The sequence below is a fragment of the Micromonospora arborensis genome (assembly GCF_003205615.1).
GTDB lineage: Bacteria > Actinomycetota > Actinomycetes > Mycobacteriales > Micromonosporaceae > Micromonospora > Micromonospora arborensis.
Window position 1 is genome coordinate 225,231 of the sequence record NZ_PYBV01000021.1, and the last position, 25,243, is coordinate 250,473.

Consider the following 25,243-nt stretch of genomic DNA (forward strand, 5'->3'; position numbering starts at 1 on the left):
GAACGTTTCCAGTCGATCCGACTGCACTACCCCGTGACGTGGCAACTACACCAGGTTTCCACGTTCCTGGCGCACCTCCTGGACAAGTCGCTCCACCAGACCGTCCAGCGGCAGCTCGGTGCGCGTGTCGCCGGCCCGATCACGCAGTTCCACGTACCCGTCGGCGAGTCGGCGGCCGACCACGACGGCCCGGGGAATGCCGATCAGCTCGGCGTCGGTGAACTTGACCCCGGCCGAGACGTGCGTGCGGTCGTCGACCAGCACCCGCAGGCCGGCGGCGGCGAGGCGCCCGCCGAACTCCAGGGCCGCGTCGAGCTGCGGGCCCTTGCCCGCAACCACCAGGTGTACGTCGCAGGGCGCGATCGCCGCCGGCCAGCTCAGCCCCCGGTCGTCGTGGTGCTGCTCGGCGACCGCCGCCACCGCCCGGGACACCCCGATGCCATAGCAGCCCATGGTCGGCCGGACCGGCTTCCCGGCCGGCCCGAGCACGTCGACCGCGAACGCGTCGGTGAACCGGCGGCCGAGCTGGAAGATGTGCCCGATCTCGATGCCCCGCCGGATCGTCAGCTCGCCCGCGTCGCAGTCGGGGCAGGGGTCGCCGGCGCGTACGTCGGCCGCCTCGATGGTGCCGTCCGGCGTGAAGTCCCGTCCGCACACCACGTCGGTCGCGTGCCGGCCCGGCTCGTTCGCCCCGGTCAACCAGGCCGACCCGGCCACCACCCGCGGATCGACCAGGTAACGGATGCCCAGCTTGTCGAGTAGCTGCGGCCCGATGTACCCGCGTACCAGCTCGGGATGGTCGGCCCACTCCTCGAAGACGTCCACCTGGGCCGGGTGCAGGGCGGCACCGACCCGTTTCAGGTCGACCTCCCGGTCACCCGGAAGCCCGATCACCAGCGGCTCGGCCCGATCCGCGCCCGGCTGCCGGACGGACAGCACGACGTTCTTCAGGGTGTCGGCGGCGGTCCAGCCGTCCCGACCGCCCAACCGGCGGGCGTTGGCCAGCTCCACCAGGCTGGCGATCGTCGGAGTCTCCGGCGTGTCGTGCACCTCGGCGGCCGGCTGCGCGGCCGGGTCACCAGCGACCGGCGCCCGGGTGAGCACCGCCTCGGTGTTGGCCGCGTAGTCGCAGGCGGTACAGCCGACGAAGGTGTCCTCGCCGACCGGTGTCGCCGCCAGGAACTCCTCCGACGCGGAGCCGCCCATCGCGCCGGACATCGCCTGCACCACCGTGTAGTCCAGGCCCAACCGGTCGAAGATCCGCCGGTACGCCGCTCGATGCCGTGCGTACGCGTCCCGCAGCCCCGCCTCGTCCAGGTCGAACGAGTACGCGTCCTTCATCAGGAACTCGCGGCCCCGCAGCAGCCCCGCGCGGGGACGCGCCTCGTCGCGGAACTTCGTCTGCACCTGGAAAAGCGTCACCGGGAAGTCCCGGTACGAGGTGAACAGGTCCTTGACCAGCAGCGCCGCCATCTCCTCGTGGGTGGGCGCCAACAGGTGCTCGGCACCACGCCGGTCGGCGAGGGTGAAGATGTCGTCGCCGTACTCCGTCCACCGGCCGCTCGTCCGGTAGGGGTCCGCCGGCAGCAGCGCCGGGAAGTGCACCTCCTGGTCACCGATCGCGAACAGCTCGCCCCGCACCACCTCGGTGATCCGGTCCAGCACCAGCTTGCCCAACGGCAGCCAGGTGTAGCCGCCCGGTGCGGCGCGACGGATGTAACCGGCGCGCAGGAGGAGCCGGTGGCTCGGCACCTCCGCGTCGGCCGGGTCCTCGCGCAGAGTTCGCAGCAACAGGGTCGACATGCGCAGCAGCATGGGTGCAGCGTAGGGCTGCGCCGATCGGACGAGCGAACCATTTCGTTCCAATGTCCGTTGCGGCCGGTCTCTGCGGGCCGCCGAAAATCTCCGGTCTGGGCGGCAACCACTGCTGCCTGAGGTGACGTCTGGGAAGTCATCAAGCCCTTCATGCACCGCTACCCAAAGGATCGGCTCGTGTGGACCCATCGCTGAGTGAGTTCGACTCGTTCGTCCGTACCCGCACGCCAGCGTTGCTGCGCTCGGCCTACCTGCTCACCGGTGACCAGCACCTGGCCGAGGATCTCGTCCAGTCGGCCCTGGCCCGGACCCACCGTTCGTGGGGCCGACTGCACCACAGCGGTAACGCCGAGGCGTACACCCGCAAGACCATGTACCACCTGCAGGTGTCCTGGTGGCGGCGGCGCCGGGTACCCGAGTCGATGCCGGGCGACCTGCCCGAGCCACGCGGAGGCGACTCGGGCCCGGACCACGCGCAACAGACGAGCCTGCGCCTCACCCTCCGGGCGGCGCTGGCGAAGCTCTCCCCGAAGCAACGGGCCGTCCTGGTGCTGAGGTTCTTCGAGGACCGCACCGAGGCCGAGGCTGCCGAGCTGCTCGGCGTCACCGTCGGCACCGTCAAGAGCCAGACGGCCAAGTCGCTGGCCAAGCTACGCGCCGTCGCGCCCGAACTCGCCGAGCTGTACGTCCTGGAAGGGAGCACCCGATGAACGACCAGCGCCTTCGGCTCGACCTGACCGACCTGGCCGAGGAGGTCACCGTGGTCGACCTCCGGGACCGGACCCTGCGTACGTCCCGCCGGCTCGGTGTCCAGCGTGCGGTGGCCACGTCGGCCGCCGCGTTGGTGCTGATCGCAGCGGTGACCGGCACTGCCTTCGCCATCCGCCCCAACCAGTCCCCGCCTCCACTCCCGGCGGACACCCCGTCGGTCATCGTGACGCCCACGCCGACGCAGTCGCCCAGCCCGACGCCGTCCACCAGCACCAGCGTCGCACCCAACTCCCCCAGTGGCGGGTCCGGCCAGAACACGCCGACGGCGGAAATCGGCAAGCTCTTCTACGGGCCCGCGGAGGTGACCGGCGCGGAGAACGCGAACCTGCGATCCTGGCGCCCCGGCGACAACCCGGTACGACTGCTGGCCCTGCCCGCCCTCGCGTTGAAGGGCAATGTGAGCGTCTCGCCGGACGGTCGCCGGGTGGCCTGGGTGGACAGCGACGGCACCAGCAACAACCTCTTCGTCGCCAACGCCGACGGTTCCGACAAGCAAAAGGTGCGCTCGGATGTCGATCCGTACTGCGTCACCGCGGTCTGGTCGCCGGACGGGCGGCAACTGCTGTTCCGCGAGACGAAGGCGAACGACGCGGGTGGACCCGGCCGGTATGGCGTGCTGGACGTGCGCTCGACGGCGAGGACTGTGCGTTGGTGGACCACTGAACCTGACGCCTGCCACGCCCTCTGGTCGGCCGACGGCCAGACCATCGCCATGAACACCGACCTCGGGGTCACGCTCTACGGCACGGACGGCACGACGAGGCGAGTCGTCCCCGGCTTCTCCCTGGACGGTTGGCGCAGCAACGACGTCGCCAGCCTCTCCCCGGACGGCTCCCGGATCGCCCTGCTGCGCAAAAAGTCGGGTGGGGACGCCGGCGATGTCGCTCGCGACCTGCGGGTCAACGTTGTGCTGAACACAAAGACCGGTCAGGAGATCAGGCTGCCACTCGGCGGACGCGAGCTGCGGCAGGTCTACTTCCAGACCGACGGGTCGATGGTCGTCCGCGTCCAGGCCGGCAACGGGTACGCCGTGCTGTTGGTGGGTGAGGACGGCCAGAAGATCTCCGAGACCGCCGAGCCGGCAGCTCTGAAGGACATGCAGATCCTGGCCGTCGGGGCCTGACGACAAGCAAGGCGAAGGGGCGGGTCACCTCCGGGTGATCCGCCCCTTCCGCGGTTCCGCTCCGATCGCCGCAGCGCGTTGATCACCGTTGGTGATCTGCGGAATTGGTTGCCGGGGTGGTCGGATCCGACTGTCGGATAGCGGCGCGCGGCGGCGGCAACCCACCACGACCAGGGGGTCGTCATGGGTGGTGTCCCGCTCGGTACCGAACTCCATCAAGGAGTAACACGATGAACCTCGGCCCGTTGACCCAGCCCGCCCGTCTCGCCGCCCCGGCCTGTCGTTCCCGCGTCCTCGTCGGTACGGCCGCCCTGCTGTTCATGGCGGTTGGCGTCACGGCCTGCGGCCCATCCGGCCCGGACCGCGCGTCCGCTCCCGCCGAGAACGGCAACGCGGTTCCAGCGACCAGTGACACCTCGGTTGGCGGCGGGGGCGGTTCCGGGTCGGGTGCGGCCCCGGTCACTGCGGCCCCGGCATCCTCGCCGGTCGGCCCGGCCGTCGGCTCGTCCCAGTGGCCTCAGCTGACCTGGTACACCGCCCAGGAGTACGGCGCGGCGAAGAACGCTCCGGCCCGGGTCTCGCGGCGTACCTCGGACGGAAGTTGGCAGCTGGTGCGTGCGGGCCGTCCGGGCAACGGTACGGCTGCCGGGCAGATCGCCGTCGCGCCGGACGGCCGGCGGGCCGCGTGGGTCGAGGCGTCCGCAAAGCGGCTGGTGATCAGCGACTTCGACGGCACGAAGCAGCGCACCATTCCGACACAGGGCCAGCAGACCTGCGCCCCGAGCTGGCTCGATTCCGACCGGGTGCTGTTCGGCCTGGGCCGGGAGAAGGACTGGACCATCGTCGCCATCAATGCCGACGGCACCGGCCGGAAGGTGGTCGCCACCCGGCAGGCGAGCTGCCCGACGGTGTCCGGTGGGTGGATCGCCCAGTTCACCGATCGAGCGGTGCACGTCCGCGACGAGCGGGGTGGCCCGCGCACGATCAGTCCGCGCATCCCCTCCGGCCTCGTCATCGACGGGGTGGCCGGCACCTCCCGCGACGGTCGGTCCCTGGTGATCAGCACCCACGTGCCCAACGCCGGTGAATGCGGATGCGGCTGGCGGTTCCGCACCTACCGGGTGGACGCCGCCAGTGGGAAGGCCACCGAACTGACGCCGCTCGATCGTGCCTGGAACGAGCCGACCGGCCACGGCCAAGCCATCGAGGCGGTCGCTCTGGCCGACGGCGGCCTGGTGGTCCAGGTCAACACCGCGACGCCGGCCGACGACGCACCGGCTTACCGCCTGGTCCGGTACGCGGCCGACGGCCGGGTGCTGGCCAGCACGGCGGTGCCCGCCGGCCAGCCATGGGGCGGCCTGCTGGGTTGAGCCAACCGGTGGACTTCCATCGGTACGAAGAGGGACCGGCCGCTCACGGGGGTGGCCGGTCCTTCTGTCGGCCCGGCCGCCAACCGATCGCCGGTCGGGTCATCCGCTTCGGGGCGTGGCCGACGGAGGTGTCGCGCGCCTGTCCATGACGTCCGCCACGTCGCCCGCTCGGGGCACTTACCGCCGTGCCTCCGGTGACAGACTGGTCGCCGCAGGCAACGAACGGCGTAAGGGGAACGCGGGTGGGCTGGCGCAGTTTTGTCGCGGTCGGGGACAGTTTCACCGAGGGCATGGATGACGCGTACCCGGACGGCACCTACCGAGGCTGGGCGGACCTGGTGGCGACCCGGCTCGCCGTCGAGACGGGCCCCGACTTCCGGTACGCGAACCTGGCCATCCGGGGCCGGCTCTTCCCCGCAGTGGTCGCCGAGCAGGTGCCGGCGGCGGTGGCGATGAAGCCCGACCTGATCAGCTTCGCGGCCGGCGGCAACGACGTGCTGCGCCGCACCTTCGACCCGGACACGCTGGTTGCCCGCTTCGACGAGGTGGTCCGGCAACTGCGTTCCGGCGGCGCGGACGTGCTGCTCTTCCGGTTCGCCGACGTGATGGCCCGACTGCCCGGCCAGCGCCTCGTCGCCCCTCGGGTGCAGTTGCTCAACCAGGCGGTCGGCGAGACCGCGGAGCGCCACGGCGCGATCATGGTGGACCTGTACGCCGACGACACGTTCCTCAACCCGATGCTCTGGAGCACCGACCGCTTGCACCTGTCCCCGGCCGGTCACCGGCGGGTTGCGGGCCAGGTGTTGAACGCCCTCGGGGTCGGGTGCGACGAGGAGTGGCTGATGGTGCCGCCGCATCCGGCACCCTCGCCATGGTTGGCCGCCCGTGCCGCCGACCTGCGCTGGGCCGGTCAGCACCTCGCACCCTGGGTGAAGCGGCGGCTGACCGGTCGCTCGTCTGGTGACACGGTGACGGCGAAGCGCCCACTGCTCGGGCCGATCGTCGACTGACGTGCTCACTCTGCACACCGCGCCGCTGCTGCGGCACTCCCTGGGCGGCGAGCCGGTGCCGGAGCACGCCGTGCTCGTCGGCGGCGACCGGGTCCAGGCTGTCGGCCCGCTGGCCGAGTTGGCTGAGGCGTACGCGGGCGCTCGGGTCCGCCGTTGGCCCGGCACGTTGGGCCCGGGTCTGCTGCACGACGGGCCGCTGCCGGCAGCGCCCACCCCGCGCGAGCGGGTGCACGCCCTGCTGCGCAACGGCGTGACGGCGGTGCTGGTGGAGCACCTGGCCGATCCGGCGCTTCGGGCTGCCGTCGACAGGGGTGACCTGCTGGTGCTGCCCACGGCCGTGCCGCCGACGGTGCTCGTGGGTGGGCGGGCTGACCTTGCCGTCCATGGTGTCGACGGCGCCTGTCTGGTGACCGTGGTCGCCGGCCGGATCGCCCACCGCCGCGCCTGAGCGCATCTCGCGTGCGCTCCGTCGCACCCCGATGGCCGGTCATCGGACCGGGTTGCGGCGTAGTTTGGGGATCATGTCTGTGCCGAACGATCCTGATCCCCGCCTTCAGTCGTACGCGGACCCGCAGCGACTGGTCACCACCGAGTGGCTGGCCGAGCACCTGGGCGACGAGGGCCTCGTCGTCGTCGAGTCCGACGAGGACGTGCTGCTCTACGAATCCGGTCACATCCCCGGTGCTGTCAAGGTCGACTGGCACCTGGAGCTGAACGACCAGGTGACCCGGGACTACCTGGATGCCGCGAGCTTCGCCGAGTTGTGTGCGGCGAAGGGCATCGGCCGGGGCGACACCGTCGTCTTCTACGGCGACAACTTCAACTGGTGGGCCGCGTACGCCCTCTGGGTGTTCTCGCTCTTCGGCCACGCCGACGTGCGGCTGCTCGACGGCGGCCGGCAGAAGTGGATCGCCGAGGGGCGCGAGGTGACCCGCGAAAAGCCGGCTCGCCCGCGCGCCGACTATCCGGTGCCACTGCGTGACGACGCGCCGCTGCGGGCCTTCCGTGAGCAGGTCATGGCGCACGTCGCATCCGGCCGGCCACTTGTCGACGTCCGGTCGCCGAGTGAGTACACCGGTGAGACGCTGCACATGCCGGACTACCCGCAGGAGGGTGCGCTGCGCGGTGGGCACATTCCGGGCGCGGTCAGCAAGCCGTGGAAGTCCGCCGCAAATGAGGACGGCACGTTCAAGTCCGCCGACGAGCTGAAGGCGATCTACGCCGACCAGCTCGGGCTCAGCCCGGACGACGACGTGATCGCGTACTGCCGGATCGGCGAGCGGTCCAGCCACACCTGGTTCGTGCTGCGGCACCTGCTGGGCTACCCGCAGGTGCGCAACTACGACGGCTCGTGGACCGAGTGGGGCAACCTGGTCCGGGCGCCCGTCGTCAAGGGCGACCAGCCCGGCGGCCTCGCCGCCTGACCGGGCCCCGACCGTTCCCGCGCGACCATGACGGCCGCGCGGGAACGGTGCTCAGCTGGCGAGCGCGACCACGCCGCGCAGGTTGCGGACCACCCCGGTGATCTCGCCGGTCTCCGGGTTCCATCGCGCCACGCCGTCCGGGTCCAGCCGGAGCAGCACGGCACCCATGTTGTCCCAGCCCAGCACGGGGCAGCAGCCTTTGCTCCGGTCCCGGCCCAGGTCCAGCACGTGCGCCACCGCGCCGGTGCGGGAGTCCAGTACGGCGACCCCCTCGGCACCGTCGAGTTCCCCGCTGGTGATCCACGCCGCGCTGGCCACCCGCCCGCCGTGCAGCCAGCCACGGCCGTAGAACTCGTTGATCTGGTAGGGCGAGGGCAGCGCCGAGCTGGTGACCGGCTGTTCGGAGCGAACCGTGCCATCCAGGGCGGTTCGACTGCGCAACTTCAGGCCGCCCCGCTCGCCGACCATCTCGATCAGGGGTGCCTCGCGGCCGGCCGCCGGGTCGGGTGCGACCACGTCCCAGGCCGAGACGTCGATGGTGCTCGCCGCGTCGGAGTCCCGCTCCACCGCGTACGTCCGGTTGTCGCCGCCGACCAGTACCCGGTTGCCCGACCAGACCACCAGCTCCAGGTAGCCGTCGAGCGGGATCCGGCGTACGCCCGGTTTGACGAGGTCGACCATGACGAGCTCGTTGGTCTGCGCGAAGGCCGCCCAGCGGCCGTCCGGCGACAGCACTCCCGGCTTCACCGCGGCTGCCTCGTTGCCGCCCGCGTCCCTCGTGGGCGCGAGCGTCACCAGATCGAGACTGCGCACCACACCGTCGTTGCCGAGCACCCGAACCGGCCCGTTGGCGTGGGACTCCTCGTCCAACGGCTGGTACAGCGCGAGCGCCCGCTCGACCGGCCGCTCGGAGAGCCGCACGGTCGCCGGGCCGCTGAGTCGGGCCAGCGGATCGGGTGGGAAGGTCAGCTCGGCGGGGGGCCGCTGCACGGGATCGGCGTGGGTGGGTTCGGCGGTCGGGGTCGGTGCCACCGGGTGGTCCGGGGGTGAGGTGGCGGGCGGTCGCAGAACCGCCACCGTGCCACCGCCGATCAGTGCCACGGCCAGGGCGACCGCGCCGACGGCCCGTCGGGTACGCCGGGTCCGTCGAGCCCGCTCCCAGCTGGCCGTGGCCGGCTGGCTGGGCAGCACGTCCTCGACGCTGACAGTCAGCAGTTGGCGAAGGTCCTGCTCGTTCACGGCTTCACCTCCACGCCGGTGGTCAGATCGCCCGAGCCTGAGCCCGTTCGGGCATCGCGGGCGAGATCCGGGGCGACCTCGCGGAGCCGGCGCAGCGCGGCATGACACTGGCTCTTCACGGTGCCGACGGTCACCCCGAGCGCCTCGGCGGTGGCGACCTCGGTCAGGTCCTCGTAGTAGCGCAGCACCAGGACAGCCCGCTGCCGGGGCGGCAGCAGGCCCAGCGCGTCGTGCAGGGTCAGCCGCAACGCGCCGTCCCGGTCGTGGGCCACCTGCTCCGGCGGTGTTGCGCTGAGCCATTCCCGCCGGCGGCGACGCCACCACGACACCGCGTCCCGGTAGAGGATGGCCCGCACGTACGCGGAGGGGTCGCCGTCCCGGACCGAGGCCCAGCGCAGCGCCAGCTTGAGCAGGGCGTCCTGGAGAAGATCTTCGGCCTGGTGCCGATTGCCACAGATCAGGTAGGCCGCGCGGAGCAGCCGGTGTTGGTGGTTCTCCACGAAGGCGAGGTAGCCGTCGCGGCCGTCGTTCCCCGTCGGTGCCATCCGGCCCCCTCCCGGCCGTCGCGGTGCGCGTCACCTGCCAGACGCACGGGGAGGGCCAAAAGGTTGGGTCAGCTCTCCGGCAGCCCGGTGAGGTAGCGCTGGAGGGTCGGTGCGATCCAGGAGACCAGCTCCTCGGGTGGTGTGTCCACCATGGGCGGTAGGCGGACGATGTACCGGGTGAAGGCGAGGCCGAGGAGTTGACTGGCCACCAGGCCGGCCCGTCGGGCGGTCAGCGCCGAATCGCTGCCGAACGCGGTCACGGCGGCAGTGAGCTGGTCGGCGAAGATGCCGCGCATGCGTTCGGCCGCGCCCGGATTGGTGCTGGCGGCGCGAAGCAGCGCCACGAGCGTCTCGTCGCCGTCCCAGCGGGCGAGGAAATGCCGGACCAGCACCTCGCCGAGACGAGCGGGCGGCACCGCGCTCAGATCGGGCAGGCGTAGGTCGAATTCGGCGGCCGCCGCGAAGAGCCCTTCTTTGCTGCCGTAGTAGCGCATGACCATCGACGGGTCGATCTGGGCGTCGGCGGCGATGGCCCGGATCGTGGCGCGCTCGTATCCGTCCGCCGCGAACCGTTCCCGGGCAGCTCGGAGGATCGCCGCCCGGGTCGCATCGGAGCGGCGGGGGTGGGTCGGCTGGGCGGACGCTGTCATGCCCACGACCGTATGCCAACAACTGTTGACATGCAATCAGCAGCGCCTTAACGTTGCCAACAAGTGTTTGCCAACAGGTGTTGGCAAAGGTTTGGAGGTTGACATGCTGCCGACGAGTACCGACGTCCTGGTGGTGGGCGCTGGCCCCACCGGTCTCGCCACCGCGCTGACACTGGCCCGCCGCGGGATCGACGTGATCGTGCTGGACCAGCAGGCCGAACCGCCGACGACCTCCCGTGCGGCGGTGGTGCACGCGTACACCCTGGAGGTGCTGGACCGGATCGGCGTTGCGGCGCCGCTGGTCGCCCAGGGGGTGCGGTCGCCGCGCTTCACCGTCCGCGATCGGGACCGGATGTTGCTGTCGGTGCCGTTCCACGAGCTGCCGTCCCGCTTCCCCTACGCGCTGCTGGTCTCCCAGTCGGTCACCGAGGCGGTGCTCACCGAGCGGTTGGCCGACCTCGGTGTCCGGGTGCGGCGGCCGTGCCGGCTGACCGGGCTGGAGGTGACCGCTGACGGGGTGCTGGCGCAGGTCGACGGGGAAGCGCTGCGCGCCCGGTACGTGGTCGGTGCCGACGGCTTGCACAGCACCGTCCGGCAGGCGGCCGGCATCGAATTCGACGGCGTCAGCGACGCCGAGTCCTTCGTGCTCGCCGACGTGCGGGTGGACAGCGCCCTGCCCGGCGAGGAGGTGGCTCTCTTCCTTGCCCGCTCCGGGCCACTGGTCTGGGCGCCGCTCCCCGACGGGGTGATCCGACTGGTAGCCGCGGTGGAGACAGCCCCGGCCGCACCGGACGTGGCGTACCTCCAGGCGCTGCTCGACGAGCGCGGCCCGGCGCGACGGCCCGCCCGGGTGACGGAGGTGCTCTGGGGCTCCCGGTTCCGGGTGCACCACCGGATCGCCGACACCTTCCGAGCCGGGCCGGTGCTGCTGGCCGGCGACGCCGGGCACGTGCACAGCCCAGCCGGAGGGCAGGGCATGAACCTCGGCATCTGCGACGCGGTTGCCCTCGGGACCGCGGTGGCGGACGTGCTCGACGGAGGTCCGGAATCGCTGCTCGACGACTACACCGCCCGGCAGCGGCCGATGGCCGAGGACGTGCTGAGCTTCGCCGCCGGGCTGACCCGGCTGGCCGCCGTCCCCCCGGCTCGCCGTCCGGCTCGCGACGTGCTGCTCCGGCTGCTCGGCGTACTGCCGCCAGCCCGCCGGAAGGTCGCGCTGCGCCTTTCCGGGCTGTCCCATCGGGAACGGACACCGAGCTAGGCCGCGGTGGGGCTCAGCACGCCGGGGGCAGCCGGCCGCAGTGTCCGCCACGCGGCCAGGGTGACCAGCGCGAACGTGCCTGCCGCCGCGCCCGCCACCGGCACCGTGCCGTACGCCGCAGCGGCAAGTCCGGCGAGCACCGCCCCGACCGGCGCGGTGAGCAGACCGACCATCCGCTGGGCTGCACCCACCCGGCCGAGCAGCCCGGCCGGCACGTGCCGCTGACCGTACGACGCGCACAGGCTGTTCCACACGACGGTGCCGGCGGCGAAGACGGCCAGTGCGAACCCGCCCGACACCGGATCCCGGGCAAGCGCGAAGCCGGCCAGCGCCACGGTCTCCACGGCGAGCACCGCGCGCAGCGCCGGCACCGTGCCGAGCCGGGCGGCGAGCCGACTCGCGCCGAGAGCCCCCGCCACACCGCCGACGATGGCCGCAGCGGCGAACAGCCCGTACCCGGCGGGCGGCACCCGCAGCACGTCCAGCGCGTAGAGCACCAGCACCGCCATGATCCCGCTGATCGCCAGGTTGCTCGCGGCGGCGAGCACGGTCACCCGCCACAGGGTCCGGTGCGCGCGCAACCAGCGCAGCCCTTCGACGATCTCGCTCCACACCGACCCGCGCCGCAGCACGGGTCGCGAGTGCGCGTTCGCGACGGGAGCCAGGGCCAGCACGAGCAGGGCGGCCGCGGCGAAGGTGAGGGCGTCGACCGCGAACGGGAGAGCCGGGGCGACGGCGAAGAGGACACCGGCGGCGGGTGCGCCCAGGAAACCACCGGCCACTGCGGCGCCCGCCTGAAGTCGACCGTTCGCCCGGGGCAGCGCGTCCGGCGGTACCAGCGCGGGAAGCAACGCGAACGAGGCGGAGTCGAAGAGGGTGCCCAGCGTGGCGAGCAGGAACGCCGCCACCAACAGCACCGCAACACTGATCCGGTCCAGGGCGACCGTCACGGCCAGCGCCGCCACCACGGTGGCGCGTACCCCGTCGACCAGGGCCATCGTCCGACGACGGTCCCAGCGGTCCGCGTACACGCCGCCGAGCAGACCGAAGAGCAACGGCGGCAGTTGGCCGACCACGGTGATCGCCGCGATGATCCGAGGGTCGCGGGTCACCGTCGCGGCCAACAGGGCCAGCGCCGGCGTACGCAGCGCGTCCCCGAACCGCGACGAGACGGCGGCGGACCAGAGCAGCCGGAAGTCCCGGCCGAGAGCGGAGGAGGTCATTCGGTGACCGTGCAGGTTCGACCGGGTCGAGGGTCAAGCCGCGCGGTGTGCCAACCCGCCCGCTGACCGCCACTCCATCACAGGCAGTTTGCGGTCTACGCTTGCCCGGTGACGGTGGAGCAACAGGCACGGGGTGCGGCGGGTGCGGGCCGGCGCAGATCCCGCAAGGAGGAAATCCTGGAGATCGCGGTCGGTCTGTTCGCCGCCCGCGGCTATCACGGTGTGTCGATGGACGACATCGGCGCAGCGGCCGGTGTGACCGGTCCGGCGCTCTACCACCACTTCGCCGGCAAGGAGGCGATGCTGGCCGCCGCGCTGATCCCGGTGAGCGAGGGTTTGCTGGCCGGCGGGCGGGAACGAGCCGCCGGGCGCCCGGATGACCCGCGCGGTGTGCTGGAGTCGCTGATCGACTTTCACGTCGAGTTCGCGCTGGCCAACCCGGCGGTGATCGCCCTGCACCTGCACGAGTTGGACCGCCTGCCGGAGGAGCCGCGGCGGCGGATCCGTCGCCTGCAACGGCTCTACGTCGAGGAATGGGTCACCGTGCTGACCGCGCTGCACCCGGGCATGCCCGACGGCGAGGCGCGGGTGCTCGCGCACGCCGCGTTCGGTCTGATGAACTCGACGCCGTTCCTCGGCGGTGAGGTGGACCGGCGGCGCCGCGCCGAGTTGCTGCGCGACGCCACCCTGGCCGCGCTGCTCGCCTGAAACCCGACTCGTCAGAAGTCCGCCGGTCGTGATTCCCTAACCATCGTCCCAACATCCGGACGCCGGGAGGAAACATGATCGAGTCACTGCTGGTCGCCAATCGGGGCGAGATCGCACGCCGGATCATCCGTACCGCCAAGCGGCTCGGCATCCGCGCGATCGCGGTGTACTCGGAGGCCGACGCCGACCTGCCGTTCGTCGCCGAGGCGGACGAGGCGGTCCTGATCGGCCCGCCGAACCCGGCGCAGAGCTACCGCAACACCGAGGCGATCATCGCTGCCGCGAAGTCGACAGGTGCGCAGGCCATCCACCCCGGGTACGGCTTCCTGTCGGAGAACGCCGAGTTCGCCCGTACCGTCGAGTCGAGCGGCCTGATCTGGGTCGGGCCCGGCGCGGACGCGATCGCCGCGATGGGCGACAAGATCAATGCCCGGAACCTGATGGCCGCGGCCGGCGTTCCGGTCGCGCCCGGCACCACCGACCCGGCCGCCGACCTGGATGCGGCGGTGACGGCCGCTGCCGAGATCGGCTACCCGGTGATGGTCAAGGCCGCGGCCGGTGGCGGCGGCATGGGCATGGGCGTGGCCGTCGACGAGGCCGCGCTGCGCACCGAGTACGACAAGGTGTGCACGTTCGCCGAGCGGATGTTCGGCGACGGTTCGGTGCTGATCGAGCGGTACTTCCCCCGGGTGCGCCACGTCGAGGTGCAGATCCTCGGCCTGGCCGACGGCCGGGTGGTGGCGCTCGGCGAGCGGGAGTGCTCGGTGCAGCGGCGCAACCAGAAGCTGGTCGAGGAGTCCCCTTCGCCGGCGGTGTCGCCGGAGCTGCGGTCCCGCCTCCTGGCGGCGGCGGTGCGTGCTGGTGAGGCGGTCGGCTACCGCAACGCGGGCACGGTGGAGTGCCTGCTCGACCCGGCCTCCGGTGAGTTCTTCTTCCTCGAGATGAACACGCGGCTGCAGGTGGAGCACCCGGTGACCGAGTACGTCTACGGCGTGGACCTGGTCGAGGAGCAGTTGCGGGTGGCGGCCGGGCTGGCCCCGACCTTCGACCCGGACGGGCTGGTCCCGCGCGGGCACGCGATCGAGATGCGGATCAACGCGGAGGACCCGAAGCGTTTCTTTCCCGGCCCGGGCGTGATCAGGACCTGGGTGGAACCGACGGGTGAGGGCGTCCGGGTGGACTCCGGCTACACCGAGGGCAACACCGTCACCCAGTTCTACGACAGCCTGCTGGCCAAGCTGATCATCACCGGCGCCACCCGGGACGAGGTGCTGGAACGGGCGAAGGCGGCGGTCGCCCAGTTCCAGATCGAGGGCCCGAAGAACAACGTCCCCTTCTTCGCCGAGCTGCTAAACAACGCCGAGTTCCGCTCCGGCACCTACGACACCGGCATAGTCCCCCGCATGCGCTAACCCCCACCCCCACCCCCACCCCCACCCCCGCAGCGGTTGATCAAGAGGTTTGCGTCAGGATTCCGGCTCCGGATGACGCAAACCTCTTGATCAACAGGGGGTGGCATGCTGGGAGGATCCCCAGCACAGCACTACGTCACAGTGAGGTGACCCCTTATGGCGGACCTGCCGGATTTTGTCTCCATTCGCGAGGTCGGGCCACGGGACGGGCTGCAGAACGAGGACCCGATTCCGGCCGACGCCAAGGTGCGGCTGCTCGACGCGCTCTCCGCCACCGGTGTACGCCGGATCGAGGCGGTGTCGTTCGTCCACCCGAAGGCGATTCCGCAGATGGCCGACGCCGACGAGGTGTGGCGGCGGGCGGTGCGGGCCGACGGCGTGCGTTATTCGGCGCTGGTGCCGAACACCCGGGGTGCCCAGCGCGCTCTCGCCGCCGGGTTCACCGAGATCGAAGTGGTCGTCTCGGCCAGCGACACGCACAACCGGCGCAACGTCAACCGGTCCACCGACGAGTCACTGGACGACATCGCCGAGCTGATCGACCTGCTGCACGGCGCTTCCGCGCGGGTCGAGGTGATCGTGGCGACCAGCTTCGGCTGCCCGTACGAGGGGGACATCGACCCGCGGCGGGTGGCCGGGATCGTGGACCGGGTGGTCCGCGACGGCGCCGACCGGGTCGCGTTCGGCGACACCACCGGCATGGGCACGCCGCGCCGGGTCCGCGAGCTGCTGACCGCGGTACGCGACCGCAACGCGCACGTCCCGGTCCTGCTGCACTTCCACAACACCCGGGGTACGGCGCTGGCCAACCTGTTGACCGCATTGGAGTTGGGGGTGACCGAGTTCGACGCCAGCGTCGGTGGTCTGGGTGGCTGCCCGTACGCGCCGGGGGCGAGCGGCAACCTGGCCACCGAGGAGGCCGTGCACATGCTGCACGACATGGGCATCGACACCGGCGTCGACCTGGCGGCCCTGATCGAGGTGGCGGAGCTGGCCGAGGAGTTGCTCGGCAAGAAGCTCCCGTCCGGTGTGCTGCGCGCGGGTCCGCGGACCCGACTGACGTCGATGCCGAGCTGACCGCTGGGCGGACACGGGGAGGGGCCGGCGCGATGCCGGCCCCTCCGACGTACCCGGTCGATCAGCTCACGGAGGTGAGCATGCTCGGCCAGCTGTCGCGGAAGATGTCAGCCCCGGTGCGGTCCGTGCCGCGCTCGGTGGCGATGCGGGTGCCGGCGAAGAGGTTGCTGACCCGGTTCGCCTCGGCGGTGCTCGGGTACGGGTTGGTGCAGCTGGTGCCGGCGCTGCCGCCGGACATCAGCAGCGAGCAGTTCCCGTTGTAGTTGTCCGGCAGGCCGAGGATGTGCCCGATCTCGTGGGTCATGATCCGCAGCGGGTTGTACTGCGCTGCCTGCTGCGTGTCGATGTAGACCCGGCCGTTGCCGAGGCTGGTCCGCACGGCGTACGAGCCGCCGCCGGTGATCTGGTAGATCCGGAGGTTGGAGCCGCAGTTCGCCGAGAGCGTCAGGTTCGACGTGGCGTTGTTCCAGATCGAGGCGGCCTGGCTGGCGGTGCCGGCGTAGTTGCCCGCCTGGCTGGTGTTGTAGCAGATGGTCATTGCGGCGGACGCGGGCGAGGGGTTGGCGACCGTGACGCCGAGGGTGGTGAGTGCCGTCGCCACCAGGGCGACCGCGAGCCGATTGAGTCGTGAGGTCATCGCTGACTCCAATCCGGGAGGAGGGGTGCCAGGAGCCTAGCGATAAGTATTCACGTTTTTCAATGTCTTGTTCTGGGCTTCGCCGTCTGGTTCGCTCATGGGTCGCCGGCAGTCGCGCCGATGCGATAGCCTAACGATCGTTCAGGTCAGGATGGCGAGGGAGTCGGCGTGACGCTCGACGGTGAGGCGCTGGAGCAACTGCGCAAGCGGGCCCGGTCCGGCGGCGCGGACAAGTACCACGCGGCCAACGCGGCCAAGGGCAAGCTGTTCGCCCGTGAGCGGGTCGCGCTCCTGGTCGACGAGGGTTCGTTCGTCGAGGACGGCCTCTACGCGAACGCGCTGGCCGACGGGCTGCCGGCCGACGGGGTCGTCACCGGCACCGCCACGATCGACGGCCGCCAGGTCTGCCTGATGGCCAACGACTCCACCGTCAAGGCCGGCAGTTGGGGCGCTCGCACCGTCGAAAAGATCATCCGCATCATCGAGCGTGCGTACGGCGCGGGTGTGCCCATGGTCTACCTGGTCGACTCGGCGGGTGCTCGGATCACCGACCAGGTCGACCTCTTCCCCGGCCGGCGTGGCGCCGGAAAGATCTTCTGGAACCAGGTGCGCGCCTCGGGGTCGATCCCGCAGGTCTGCGCGTTGTTCGGTCCGAGCGCCGCCGGTGGGGCGTACATTCCGGCGTTCTGTGATGTGGTGGCCCTGGTCGACGGCAACGCGAGCATGTATCTCGGCTCCGACCGGATGGTCGAGATGGTCACCGGCGAGAAGACCACCCTGGAGGCGATGGGCGGGGCCAAGGTGCACACCGCCGAATCGGGCGTCGGGCACTTCCTCTGCAAGACCGAGGCCGACGCGCTCGACGTGGTGAAGACCTACCTGTCGTACCTGCCGGCGAACTGGACGCAGCAGCCGCCGACCGCGCCGCCGGTCGCCGCGCCGGCGAAGGCCGACCTGGCCGCGCTGGTGCCGGCCAGCGAGCGGCAGGCGTTCGACATGCGGCGGTACGTCAAGGGCCTGCTCGACGAGGGTTCCTTCTTCGAGATCCAGGCACTCTGGGCCAAGGAGCTGACCATCGGCTTCGGCCGTCTCGACGGTCAGGTCGTCGGCGTCATCGGCAACAACTCGATGTTCAAGGGCGGTGTGCTCTTCGTCGACTCGGCCGACAAGGCGACCAGGTTCGTGCAACTCTGCGACGCGTTCAACGTGCCGCTGCTGTTCCTCAGCGACGTGCCCGGTTTCATGGTCGGCAGCGTGGTCGAGAAGCAGGGGATCATCCGGCACGGCGCCAAGATGATCACCGCGATCTCCGAGGCGACGGTGCCGAAGATCTGCGTGGTGGTCCGCAAGGCGTACGGCGCCGGCCTCTACGCGATGGCCGGCCCCGGCTTCGAGCCGGACGCCACCATCGCGCTGCCCACCGCGAAGATCGCGGTGATGGGGGCCGAGGCCGCCGTGAACGCGGTCTACGCCAACAAGATCGCCGCCATCGGCGACGAAGACGAGCGGGCCGCCTTCGTCGCCGCCAAGCGGGCCGAGTACGAGAAGGACATCGACGTGATCCGGCTCGCCAGCGAGTTGGTGGTGGACGCCATCGTCGAGCCGCACGACCTGCGTACCGAGTTGGTCCGTCGCTTCGCGGCCGCGCGTACGAAGGATCGGCACTTCTCCCGCCGTCGGCACGGCGTCACCCCGGTCTGATCCTCGACCCAGGCCGCCACAGCGACCCGCCCCGGCGTCACGAGCGCCCGGCGGACCGTCCACACAGGAGGATGAGATGGACTTCCGGCTCACCGACGAACAAGCGGCGTTGCGGGAGAGCGTGCGGGACTTCGCGCGCGACGTGGTCGCCCCGGTCATCGCCGAGCACTACGAGCAGCACACGTTCCCGTACGAGGTGATCCGGCAGATGGGCAAGATGGGCCTGTTCGGCCTGCCCTTCGACGAGGAGCACGGCGGCATGGGCGGTGACTACTTCGCGCTCTGCCTGGCCCTGGAGGAGTTGGCCCGGGTCGACTCCAGCGTGGCCATCACGCTGGAGGCGGCGGTCTCGTTGGGCGCGATGCCGATCTACCGCTTCGGCACCGAGGAGCAGAAGGCGACGTGGCTGCCCAGGCTGCTCAGCGGCGAGGCGCTGGCCGGTTTCGGTCTCACCGAGCCGGGCACCGGCTCGGACGCCGCCGGCACCCAGACGCGGGCGGTCCTCGACGGTGACGAGTGGGTGATCAACGGGTCGAAGGCGTTCATCACCAACTCGGGGACCGACATCACGGCCATGGTGACCGTCACCGCGGTGACCGGCACCAACCCGGACGGCTCCAAGGAGTTGTCGACAATCATCGTGCCGACCGGCACGCCCGGGTTCACCGTGGCACCGGGCTACTCCAAGGTGGGGTGGACCGCCTCGGACACCCACGAGCTGACCTTCGACGACTGCCGGGTGCCGGCGGCGAACCTGCTCGGCGAGCGGGGCCGCGGCTTCGCCCAGTTCCTGCGGATCCTCGACGAGGGTCGGATCGCCATCGCGGCGCTGGCCGTCGGCCTCGCCCAGGGCTGCGTCGACGAGTCGATCAAGTACGCGAAGGAGCGGCACGCCTTCGGCCGGCCGATCGGCGTCAACCAGGCCATCCAGTTCAAGATCGCGGACATGGAGCTGAAGGCGCACACCGCCCGGTTGGCCTACTACGACGCTGCCGCCCGGATGCTGGCCGGCGAGCCGTTCAAGCGGCAGGCCGCCATCGCCAAACTGCACGCCAGCACGATCGCGGTGGACAACGCCCGGGAGGCCACCCAGATCCACGGCGGCTACGGCTTCATGAACGAGTACCCGGTGGCCCGGTTCTGGCGGGACTCCAAGATCCTGGAGATCGGCGAGGGCACCAGCGAGGTGCAGCGCATGATCATCGCTCGTGATCTGGGTCTCTGAAGGCTCCGCCGAGCAAGCTGACTGACCGGTCCCGGCAGGGCTGTCCGTACGGCTGTCGGGTTTTGGCGAGGAGGCGTCGGTAGCCCGACGTTCGGCTGCCGTTGGTCGTAGTCGATCCGTACTCTTCGTGCCCATGACTCCGGATCATGATCGGTCGCGGAGCCCGGCTGGTCGTACCGCCCTGCCGGAGCTGCTCCGCGGGCATCGACGCACGGCGGGCCTGACCCAGGCCGAGTTGGCGTCCCGGGCCGGGGTGGGTGTGCGGACGGTGCGTGACCTGGAGCGTGGTCGGTCGGTCCGGCCGCAACGCACCACCGTCGAGTTGCTGGCCGCGGCGTTGGCGCTGACCGGCACCAGCCGGGCGGCGTTCCTGGCCGCGGCCCGCGGCTCGGCCGGTGCCGAGTCATCCCGGCCAGACACCACCTCGACGGCGCCGGTCGCCGGCGCAACCACGTCGGAAGCCGCACCCGCCGACCCGCCGATCGCCCTCCCGCCGCCGGTCACGCTGGTCGGCCGGGACCGCGACGTCACCGAACTGGCCGGAATGCTGACCGCGGAGCGCGGGCCCCGACTGGTGAGCCTGGTCGGCTTGGCCGGGGTCGGCAAGACCGCCCTGGCGACGGCGGTGGCGCACACGGCGGCCTTCGCCCATCCGGCCGGTGTGGCCGGTGTGCTGGTCGGCGAGGGCTCGGACGGACCGGACGTGCTCGCTGCGTCGATGGCGGTACTCGGCGCGGCGCGGCTACCGGAGCTGGTGGTTCGGCTCGCCGGGCGGCCGGCGCTGTTGGTGATCGATGCCGTGGAGCGCGCCCCGAACCCGGTGGCCGCGACGCTGCATCGGCTGACCGGTGCGTTGCCCTCGCTGCGGGTGTTGGTCACCGGGCGGCATCCGGTCGGGCTACCCGGCGAGAGGGTCTGGCCGGTCGCGCCACTCGACGTGCCCCCGCCGGGCGCCGAAAACTCCGGAGCGGCCGCCCTCGAAGCGTGGCCGGCGGTCGCGTTGTTCACCTCCCGGCTCGCGCAGGTCCGCCGGGAGTCGCCCACCCCCGACGAGCTGCCAGCGCTCGCCGCGCTGGTTCGCCGGCTGGGAGGACTGCCGCTGGCCATCGAGCTGATGGCCGCCCGGGGCCGACTCCTCGACCTCACCCAACTACTCGACCGGTACGGCGACCGGGTGCTCGACCTCGCGACTCCCGCCGATCCGGCGGTCCACCCCGGTTGGGACGCACCGGATGCGCTCACCCGTCGATCGAGCGGCCGCGCCGCCACACCTGCGCCTGCGGCGGTCACCCTGCGGGACGCGGTGGCGACCAGCTACCGATTGCTGGCACCGGCCGAGCGTGCGGCGCTGCGCCAACTCGCCGTGTTCGACCATCGCTGGTCGGTGGAGTTGGCCGAGGAGATGCTCGCCGACGAGGCGGACCGGGACGGCGCGGTGGTGACCGACCCCGTTCCGTTGTTGGACCGGTTCGTCGAGCTCGGGCTGCTGAGCGTCCGTGGCACCGGCTCGTTCCGGTTCCGGCTGCTCGACGCGGTCCGCGACTATGCCGTCGAACAGGCAGCCGGCGAGGGTGAGTTGACCCGCATCCGACGTCGGCACGCGGAGGTGATCGCGCGCCTGGTGGCGCGGACCGCGACCGACCTGGTCGGCCCCCGGTCGCCCGACGCGGTGCAGCGGCTGGACGAGATGAGCAGTGACATCAGCTCGTCGCTGGTGCACGCGGCCACGGACGACCCGCTGATCGCGCTGCGGCTGGCGGCCTGCCTGACCCGCTGGTGGCGGTTCCGTGGGCGCGACGTTGCCGGGCGGCGGTGGCTGCGGCGGCTGTTGGCGGATCCGCGGACCGCCGACGCCGATCCGGTCCTGCGTGGCTGGGCGGCTCTCGGGGTTGCCCGGCTCGCGGCCGAGCACGGAGCGGGCGCCGAGGAGTTGCCGACCGCGCGTGCCGCGCTGGACATCTTCCGGCAGGCCGGTGATGTCACCGGGGAGTTGGAGGCACGAAACGTGCTCGGCACCCTGCTGCTCTCCGTCGGCCAGCACGATGAGGCTCGCGAGCAGGCCGAGACGGCTCTGCGGATGGCCGCCCGCAATGGCCGAACCAGGGACCTGGCGGTGGCCCAGAACAGCCTCGCCTGGCACGAGATCCGGGTTGGCGACCTGGCTGCGGCCCGCCGCCGGCTCGCTGCGGCGGACCGGCTCGCGGCCGAGAGTGGGGAGCAGCGACTTCGAGTGCTGACCTGGGCCAATCGGGCCGAGGTCGCCCGACTGGAGGGCTGGTACGCGGACGCCGTCGACCATGGCCGACGGGTCGTTGCGGCGTTGTCCGAGCTGGGTGATCCGGGGCTCCGCCGGCGGGTGCTCGGCAAACTCGGGTTGGCGCTCGCTCAGGACGGGCGCGGCACCGAGGCGACCGAGGTGCTCACTGAGCTGCGCGCGGCGGCCGCCGAGGTCGTATCGGCGCGAGCGTCGGCCATGGCACCGCGCCCGCGCTCGGAGGACGCCGCGTCGTCCTCGGGTGGGGCGGAGGCAGGGCTCTGCGCGTTGATCGAGGGGAATCTGGCGCTGCACCAGGGTGACCGGGAGTTGGCCGCCGAGTGGTTCGCCGCCGCCGCCGACGACCCGGGTCAGGATCGCAGAGACGTGGTGGAGGCGCTGGTCGGACTGGCCGCGAGCACCGCGAACCCGGCGGTTCTCGATCGGCTGGAGCGGGTCTGTCAGGAGAACGGCATTCGGCTGCTGCCGCAGGAGTCGGGGCTGCTCTACGCGCTGACCGCCGTTCGGGGTGTGGCGGAGGCACGCTAGGGCCTGTGTCGTGAGTGGCCTTGGGGTGGCCAGCCTCCGGGAGAGTGGCGCGGGCGAAGAGCCCCCTTGGTGCTACCCCTCGCTGTCCGCCCGCGCCGTCACCCCCCGGTGATCCCCGGTGAGGGAAGCCTGCCACCGCTACGGCGGCAGGAAGTCGGGTTAGACCGAATTATCCGGCTTGGCCGGGCCAGTTCTGCCGGTCTTTCTGCCGGTGCCGCCACGCGTGCTGCTCAGCGTTGTCTGGCACCGTCGCTGGCGGGGGTCTGCTGCTCGGGGCCGACCTCGTCGCTACCGGCGGTGGCGCATGGGTGCGCGGCGTCACGGACCCGACGCAGCCCGTCCAGGAGGGCTGCGAGCGCCTCCGGGTCGAGTTGACCGGTGAACCACTGCTCGATCATCTGCAGGTGCCCGGGTAGCGTCTCGTTCAGTCGGTGCATCCCGGCGGCGGTGACCACCGCGTACGAGCTGCGCCGGTCACTCGGGCAGGCCCGGCGGGTGAGTAGGCCGTCCCGTTCCATCCGGTCCACCACGCGCGTCACGCCGCTGGTCGACAACGAGGTCTGCGCCGCGAGGTCGGTCATGCGCAGTTGGTTGCCCGGCGAGCGGGCGAGTCGGGTGATGACCTCGAACTCGACCGCGGAGAGGCCGTGCTCCTCGAGTTGGGCGGTGAACCGGGCGGACAGCCCGGCGTGTGCCTCGAAGAGCAGGCCGACGGCGGTGATCCGGGGATCGTCGAACACGTTGGTCACTCGTTCATCCTACCAGTACTTGACACGGGGAATGTTGTTGCGGTTCTATTTGCTTCAGCAGTCGTTGGGCTATTAAACATTCCTCTGGAGGACAGCAGCATGACCAGCAGCATCGATGCGGTTACCCGCGACTGGGACGGCCTCACCATCCCGGCGGCCGGCACCTACGCGCTCGACGGGGCGCACAAGCGTGTCGGCTTCGTCGCTCGGCACATGATGGTCAGCAAGGTTCGTGGTGAGTTCAAGGAGGCGACCGCCACCATCACCATTGCCGAGGACCCGCTGCAGTCGTCGGTCGTCGCGACCATCCAGGCCGCCAGCATCGACACCGCCCAGGCCGACCGGGACGCACACCTGCGCGGCCCCGAGTTCCTGAACCCCGAGAAGTTCCCGACGCTCGAGTTCCGCAGCACCGGGGTCAAGTCCCGTCGTGGCAGCGAGTTCGTGCTCACCGGTGAGCTGAGCATCCTGGGCGTCACCCGGCCGGTCGAGCTGGAGGTGGAGTTCGAGGGTGTCGGCCGCAGCCCGTTCGGCCAGGACATCTTCGGTTTCTCCGCGAGCACCGAGATCGACCGCGAGGAGTTCGGCCTGACCTGGAACGTCGCCCTGGAGACCGGCGGCGTGCTGGTCAGCCGCAAGATCAAGATTGAGATCGAGGGCGAGGCCATCCGCCAGGCCTGATCTACCCAGATCACCAGTACGCAGGGCCCGCGCCGCACGTTCGGCGCGGGCCCTGCGGCATGTCCGCACGTTGGCGCGGGCACTGCTTTGGCTCCCCCGCCACGCCGATGTCGTGGTAATTGTCACGACTTGTTCGTACCGCCCCCGGGTCCGGTCGGTCCACGACGGGGTACAGATGGCGCCACGAGTGCGTCCGCTCCGGTCGATGTCGGATCACCGCTGTCGGCCTCTGGCTCCGGTCAGGTGGGCGCTCTTAACGTGGAGGGTTCACAATGCGCTTTCCGGGACGGCAGAATCCCGACCGCGCCGGCCGTCGGGAGGACACATGGGCAGGGACGTCTCGCAGGGCGCCTTCACCCGGGACGATCGCGTCCGTTACCGGCAGAAGGTGCGGCGGTGCCTGGACGTCTTCGCCCTGATGCTCGACGACTTCGGGTTCGACGCCGACCGGCCGATGACCGGTCTGGAGATCGAACTCAACCTGGTCGACTCGGCCGCCGAGCCGGCGATGCGCAACGAGGAGATCCTCGCCGACATCGCCGACCCGCTGTTCCAGACCGAGTTGGGGCAGTTCAACCTGGAACTCAACGCCGAGCCCCGACTGATCGAGGGCACCGGCTTCGCCGACTACGAGCACGACCTGCGCGGCAGCCTCTCCCGGGCCGACGAACGCGCGGCCAGGTCCGACGCGCAGATCGTCCTGGTCGGGATCCTGCCCACCCTCACCGAGGGGCACCTGGTCGAGGACAATCTCTCCACCAACGAGCGCTACCGGGTGCTCAACGACCAGATCGTCGGTGCCCGCGGCGAGGACATCGAGCTGGACATCCGTGGCGTCGAGCAGTTGCAGACGCACACCGACTCGATCGCCCCCGAGGCCGCCTGCACCAGCCTCCAGTTCCACCTTCAGGTGGCGCCGGACAGCTTCGCCGACTACTGGAACGCCTCGCAGGCCATCGCCGGTGTACAGGTGGCGATCGGAGCGAACAGCCCCTTCCTGTACGGACGCCAGCTGTGGGCCGAAACTCGGATCGCCCTGTTCCAGCAGGCCACCGACACCCGACCGGATGAGCTCAAGGCCCAGGGCGTACGACCCAGGGTGTGGTTCGGCGAGCGATGGATCACCTCGATCTTCGACCTGTTCGAGGAGAACGTCCGGTATTTTCCGCCGCTGCTGCCGATCTGCGAGGACGAGGACCCGGTGGAGGTGCTACACGCTGGCGGGGTGCCGCATCTCGGCGAGCTGAGGCTGCACAACGGCACGGTCTACCGGTGGAACCGCCCGGTCTACGACGTCATGAACGGCCGACCACACCTGCGGGTGGAGAACCGGGTGCTGCCGGCCGGGCCGACGGTGGTGGACATGCTCGCCAACGCGGCGTTCTACTTCGGACTGGCACGGGGGCTGGCCGAGGCGGACCGTCCGATCTGGAGCCAACTCACCTTCAGCTCCGCCGAGGAGAACTTCCACGCCGCCGCCCGACGTGGCCTTGACGCCGCGCTGCACTGGCCCGGGCTCGGCGACGTCCCGGTCACCAGGCTGGTGCTGGATCAGTTGCTGCCCACCGCCGCCGCCGGCCTGGACGGGTTCGGTGTGGCCCCGGCGCAACGGGACCGGCTGCTCGGCATCATCGAGCAGCGCTGCCGAACCGGCCGCAACGGTGCCGTCTGGCAGACCGACGCGGTGTGGGCGGCAGAGCGACACCACGGCATGGACCGAACGGCCGCCCTGCACCACATGGTCCAGCGCTACGCCGAACTCCAACGCACCAACGAACCCGTCCACACCTGGCCAGTCCCCTAACTCGAAAATCGAACC

General features: G+C 71.1%; 22 protein-coding genes. 15 read left to right on the forward strand and 7 right to left on the reverse strand.

Annotated elements, in window-relative coordinates:
* Window positions 1–45 precede the first annotated feature (45 nt).
* Window positions 46–1,815 carry a proline--tRNA ligase gene (locus tag C7C45_RS18300; RefSeq protein ID WP_110564860.1) on the reverse strand — a complete coding sequence of 590 codons (1,770 nt, stop codon included), beginning with the start codon at window positions 1,813–1,815 and terminating at the stop codon, window positions 46–48.
* Window positions 1,816–1,994: 179 nt separating this feature from the next.
* On the opposite strand from C7C45_RS18300, the gene C7C45_RS18305 reads away from it, so the two are divergent.
* The 6 genes from C7C45_RS18305 (at window position 1,995) to C7C45_RS18330 (ending at window position 7,513) form a co-directional block, all read left to right on the forward strand.
* Window positions 1,995–2,525, forward strand: a complete 531-nt coding sequence (locus tag C7C45_RS18305) for a SigE family RNA polymerase sigma factor (protein ID WP_110564861.1) — start codon at window positions 1,995–1,997, stop codon at window positions 2,523–2,525.
* Entirely contained in the window at window positions 2,522–3,709 is a 1,188-nt protein-coding gene (locus tag C7C45_RS18310; protein WP_110564862.1) for a TolB family protein, read from the forward strand. The genes C7C45_RS18305 and C7C45_RS18310 overlap by 4 nt, the downstream gene beginning before the upstream one ends.
* 230 nt (window positions 3,710–3,939) lie before the next feature.
* Window positions 3,940–5,079 (forward strand): TolB family protein, encoded by a 1,140-nt coding sequence (locus C7C45_RS18315; RefSeq protein ID WP_110564863.1) that lies wholly within the window; start codon window positions 3,940–3,942, stop codon window positions 5,077–5,079.
* A gap of 242 nt (window positions 5,080–5,321) precedes the next feature.
* Entirely contained in the window at window positions 5,322–6,089 is a 768-nt protein-coding gene (locus C7C45_RS18320; protein ID WP_110564864.1) for an SGNH/GDSL hydrolase family protein, read from the forward strand.
* Between the two features lies 1 nt (window position 6,090).
* Window positions 6,091–6,537, forward strand: coding sequence for a hypothetical protein (locus C7C45_RS18325; RefSeq protein WP_110564865.1), 447 nt, complete (start codon window positions 6,091–6,093; stop codon window positions 6,535–6,537).
* Window positions 6,538–6,610: 73 nt separating this feature from the next.
* Window positions 6,611–7,513, forward strand: coding sequence for a sulfurtransferase (locus tag C7C45_RS18330; RefSeq protein WP_110564866.1), 903 nt, complete (start codon window positions 6,611–6,613; stop codon window positions 7,511–7,513).
* A 51-nt stretch (window positions 7,514–7,564) separates the two neighbouring features.
* On the opposite strand, the gene C7C45_RS18335 is transcribed toward C7C45_RS18330, so the two are convergent.
* The 3 genes from C7C45_RS18335 to C7C45_RS18345 all read right to left on the reverse strand — a co-directional run bounded on the left by C7C45_RS18335 (window position 7,565) and on the right by C7C45_RS18345 (window position 9,947).
* Entirely contained in the window at window positions 7,565–8,752 is a 1,188-nt protein-coding gene (locus tag C7C45_RS18335) for a hypothetical protein (RefSeq protein WP_110564867.1), read from the reverse strand.
* Complete coding sequence (locus C7C45_RS18340) at window positions 8,749–9,297, reverse strand: SigE family RNA polymerase sigma factor (RefSeq protein ID WP_110564868.1); 549 nt, start codon at window positions 9,295–9,297, stop codon at window positions 8,749–8,751. The genes C7C45_RS18335 and C7C45_RS18340 overlap by 4 nt, the downstream gene beginning before the upstream one ends.
* A gap of 68 nt (window positions 9,298–9,365) precedes the next feature.
* The gene (locus C7C45_RS18345; protein WP_110564913.1) at window positions 9,366–9,947 is read right to left on the reverse strand and encodes a TetR/AcrR family transcriptional regulator; all 582 of its coding nucleotides are present in this window, start codon (window positions 9,945–9,947) and stop codon (window positions 9,366–9,368) included.
* Between the two features lie 103 nt (window positions 9,948–10,050).
* On the opposite strand from C7C45_RS18345, the gene C7C45_RS18350 reads away from it, so the two are divergent.
* Window positions 10,051–11,208: an FAD-dependent oxidoreductase gene (locus tag C7C45_RS18350; protein ID WP_110564869.1), complete on the forward strand. Its 1,158-nt coding sequence runs from the start codon at window positions 10,051–10,053 to the stop codon at window positions 11,206–11,208.
* On the opposite strand, the gene C7C45_RS18355 is transcribed toward C7C45_RS18350, so the two are convergent.
* The gene (locus C7C45_RS18355) at window positions 11,205–12,431 is read right to left on the reverse strand and encodes an MFS transporter (RefSeq protein WP_110564870.1); all 1,227 of its coding nucleotides are present in this window, start codon (window positions 12,429–12,431) and stop codon (window positions 11,205–11,207) included. The two genes, C7C45_RS18350 and C7C45_RS18355, sit on opposite strands and share 4 nt — an antisense overlap.
* 108 nt (window positions 12,432–12,539) lie before the next feature.
* Here C7C45_RS18355 and C7C45_RS18360 point away from each other — a divergent pair, with 108 nt between their 5' ends.
* The 3 genes from C7C45_RS18360 to C7C45_RS18370 all read left to right on the forward strand — a co-directional run bounded on the left by C7C45_RS18360 (window position 12,540) and on the right by C7C45_RS18370 (window position 15,628).
* Window positions 12,540–13,139 (forward strand): TetR/AcrR family transcriptional regulator, encoded by a 600-nt coding sequence (locus C7C45_RS18360; protein WP_110564871.1) that lies wholly within the window; start codon window positions 12,540–12,542, stop codon window positions 13,137–13,139.
* 74 nt (window positions 13,140–13,213) lie between these two features.
* Window positions 13,214–14,551 (forward strand): acetyl-CoA carboxylase biotin carboxylase subunit, encoded by a 1,338-nt coding sequence (locus tag C7C45_RS18365; RefSeq protein ID WP_110564872.1) that lies wholly within the window; start codon window positions 13,214–13,216, stop codon window positions 14,549–14,551.
* 156 nt (window positions 14,552–14,707) lie between these two features.
* Window positions 14,708–15,628, forward strand: a complete 921-nt coding sequence (locus C7C45_RS18370; protein WP_110564873.1) for a hydroxymethylglutaryl-CoA lyase — start codon at window positions 14,708–14,710, stop codon at window positions 15,626–15,628.
* Between the two features lie 61 nt (window positions 15,629–15,689).
* Here C7C45_RS18370 and C7C45_RS18375 read toward each other — a convergent pair whose 3' ends face one another.
* A complete protein-coding gene (locus C7C45_RS18375; protein WP_110564874.1) occupies window positions 15,690–16,265 on the reverse strand; it encodes a snapalysin family zinc-dependent metalloprotease in 576 nt (191 codons plus the stop codon).
* Between the two features lie 168 nt (window positions 16,266–16,433).
* Here C7C45_RS18375 and C7C45_RS18380 point away from each other — a divergent pair, with 168 nt between their 5' ends.
* From C7C45_RS18380 to C7C45_RS18390, 3 genes are all read left to right on the forward strand, one after another.
* Window positions 16,434–17,966, forward strand: coding sequence for an acyl-CoA carboxylase subunit beta (locus C7C45_RS18380; RefSeq protein WP_110564875.1), 1,533 nt, complete (start codon window positions 16,434–16,436; stop codon window positions 17,964–17,966).
* Window positions 17,967–18,042: 76 nt separating this feature from the next.
* Window positions 18,043–19,191 (forward strand): acyl-CoA dehydrogenase family protein, encoded by a 1,149-nt coding sequence (locus C7C45_RS18385; protein ID WP_110564876.1) that lies wholly within the window; start codon window positions 18,043–18,045, stop codon window positions 19,189–19,191.
* 133 nt (window positions 19,192–19,324) lie between these two features.
* Window positions 19,325–21,994 carry an ATP-binding protein gene (locus C7C45_RS18390; RefSeq protein ID WP_110564877.1) on the forward strand — a complete coding sequence of 890 codons (2,670 nt, stop codon included), beginning with the start codon at window positions 19,325–19,327 and terminating at the stop codon, window positions 21,992–21,994.
* Window positions 21,995–22,224: 230 nt separating this feature from the next.
* Here the strand turns inward: C7C45_RS18390 and C7C45_RS18395 are convergent, their stop codons facing one another.
* Entirely contained in the window at window positions 22,225–22,743 is a 519-nt protein-coding gene (locus C7C45_RS18395) for a MarR family winged helix-turn-helix transcriptional regulator (protein WP_110564878.1), read from the reverse strand.
* A gap of 99 nt (window positions 22,744–22,842) precedes the next feature.
* Here C7C45_RS18395 and C7C45_RS18400 point away from each other — a divergent pair, with 99 nt between their 5' ends.
* Together C7C45_RS18400 and C7C45_RS18405 are read left to right on the forward strand one after the other, a co-directional pair.
* Window positions 22,843–23,424: a YceI family protein gene (locus C7C45_RS18400; RefSeq protein WP_110564879.1), complete on the forward strand. Its 582-nt coding sequence runs from the start codon at window positions 22,843–22,845 to the stop codon at window positions 23,422–23,424.
* 325 nt (window positions 23,425–23,749) lie between these two features.
* Window positions 23,750–25,228 (forward strand): glutamate-cysteine ligase family protein, encoded by a 1,479-nt coding sequence (locus tag C7C45_RS18405; RefSeq protein WP_110564880.1) that lies wholly within the window; start codon window positions 23,750–23,752, stop codon window positions 25,226–25,228.
* The last annotated feature ends 15 nt before the right edge of the window (window positions 25,229–25,243 follow it).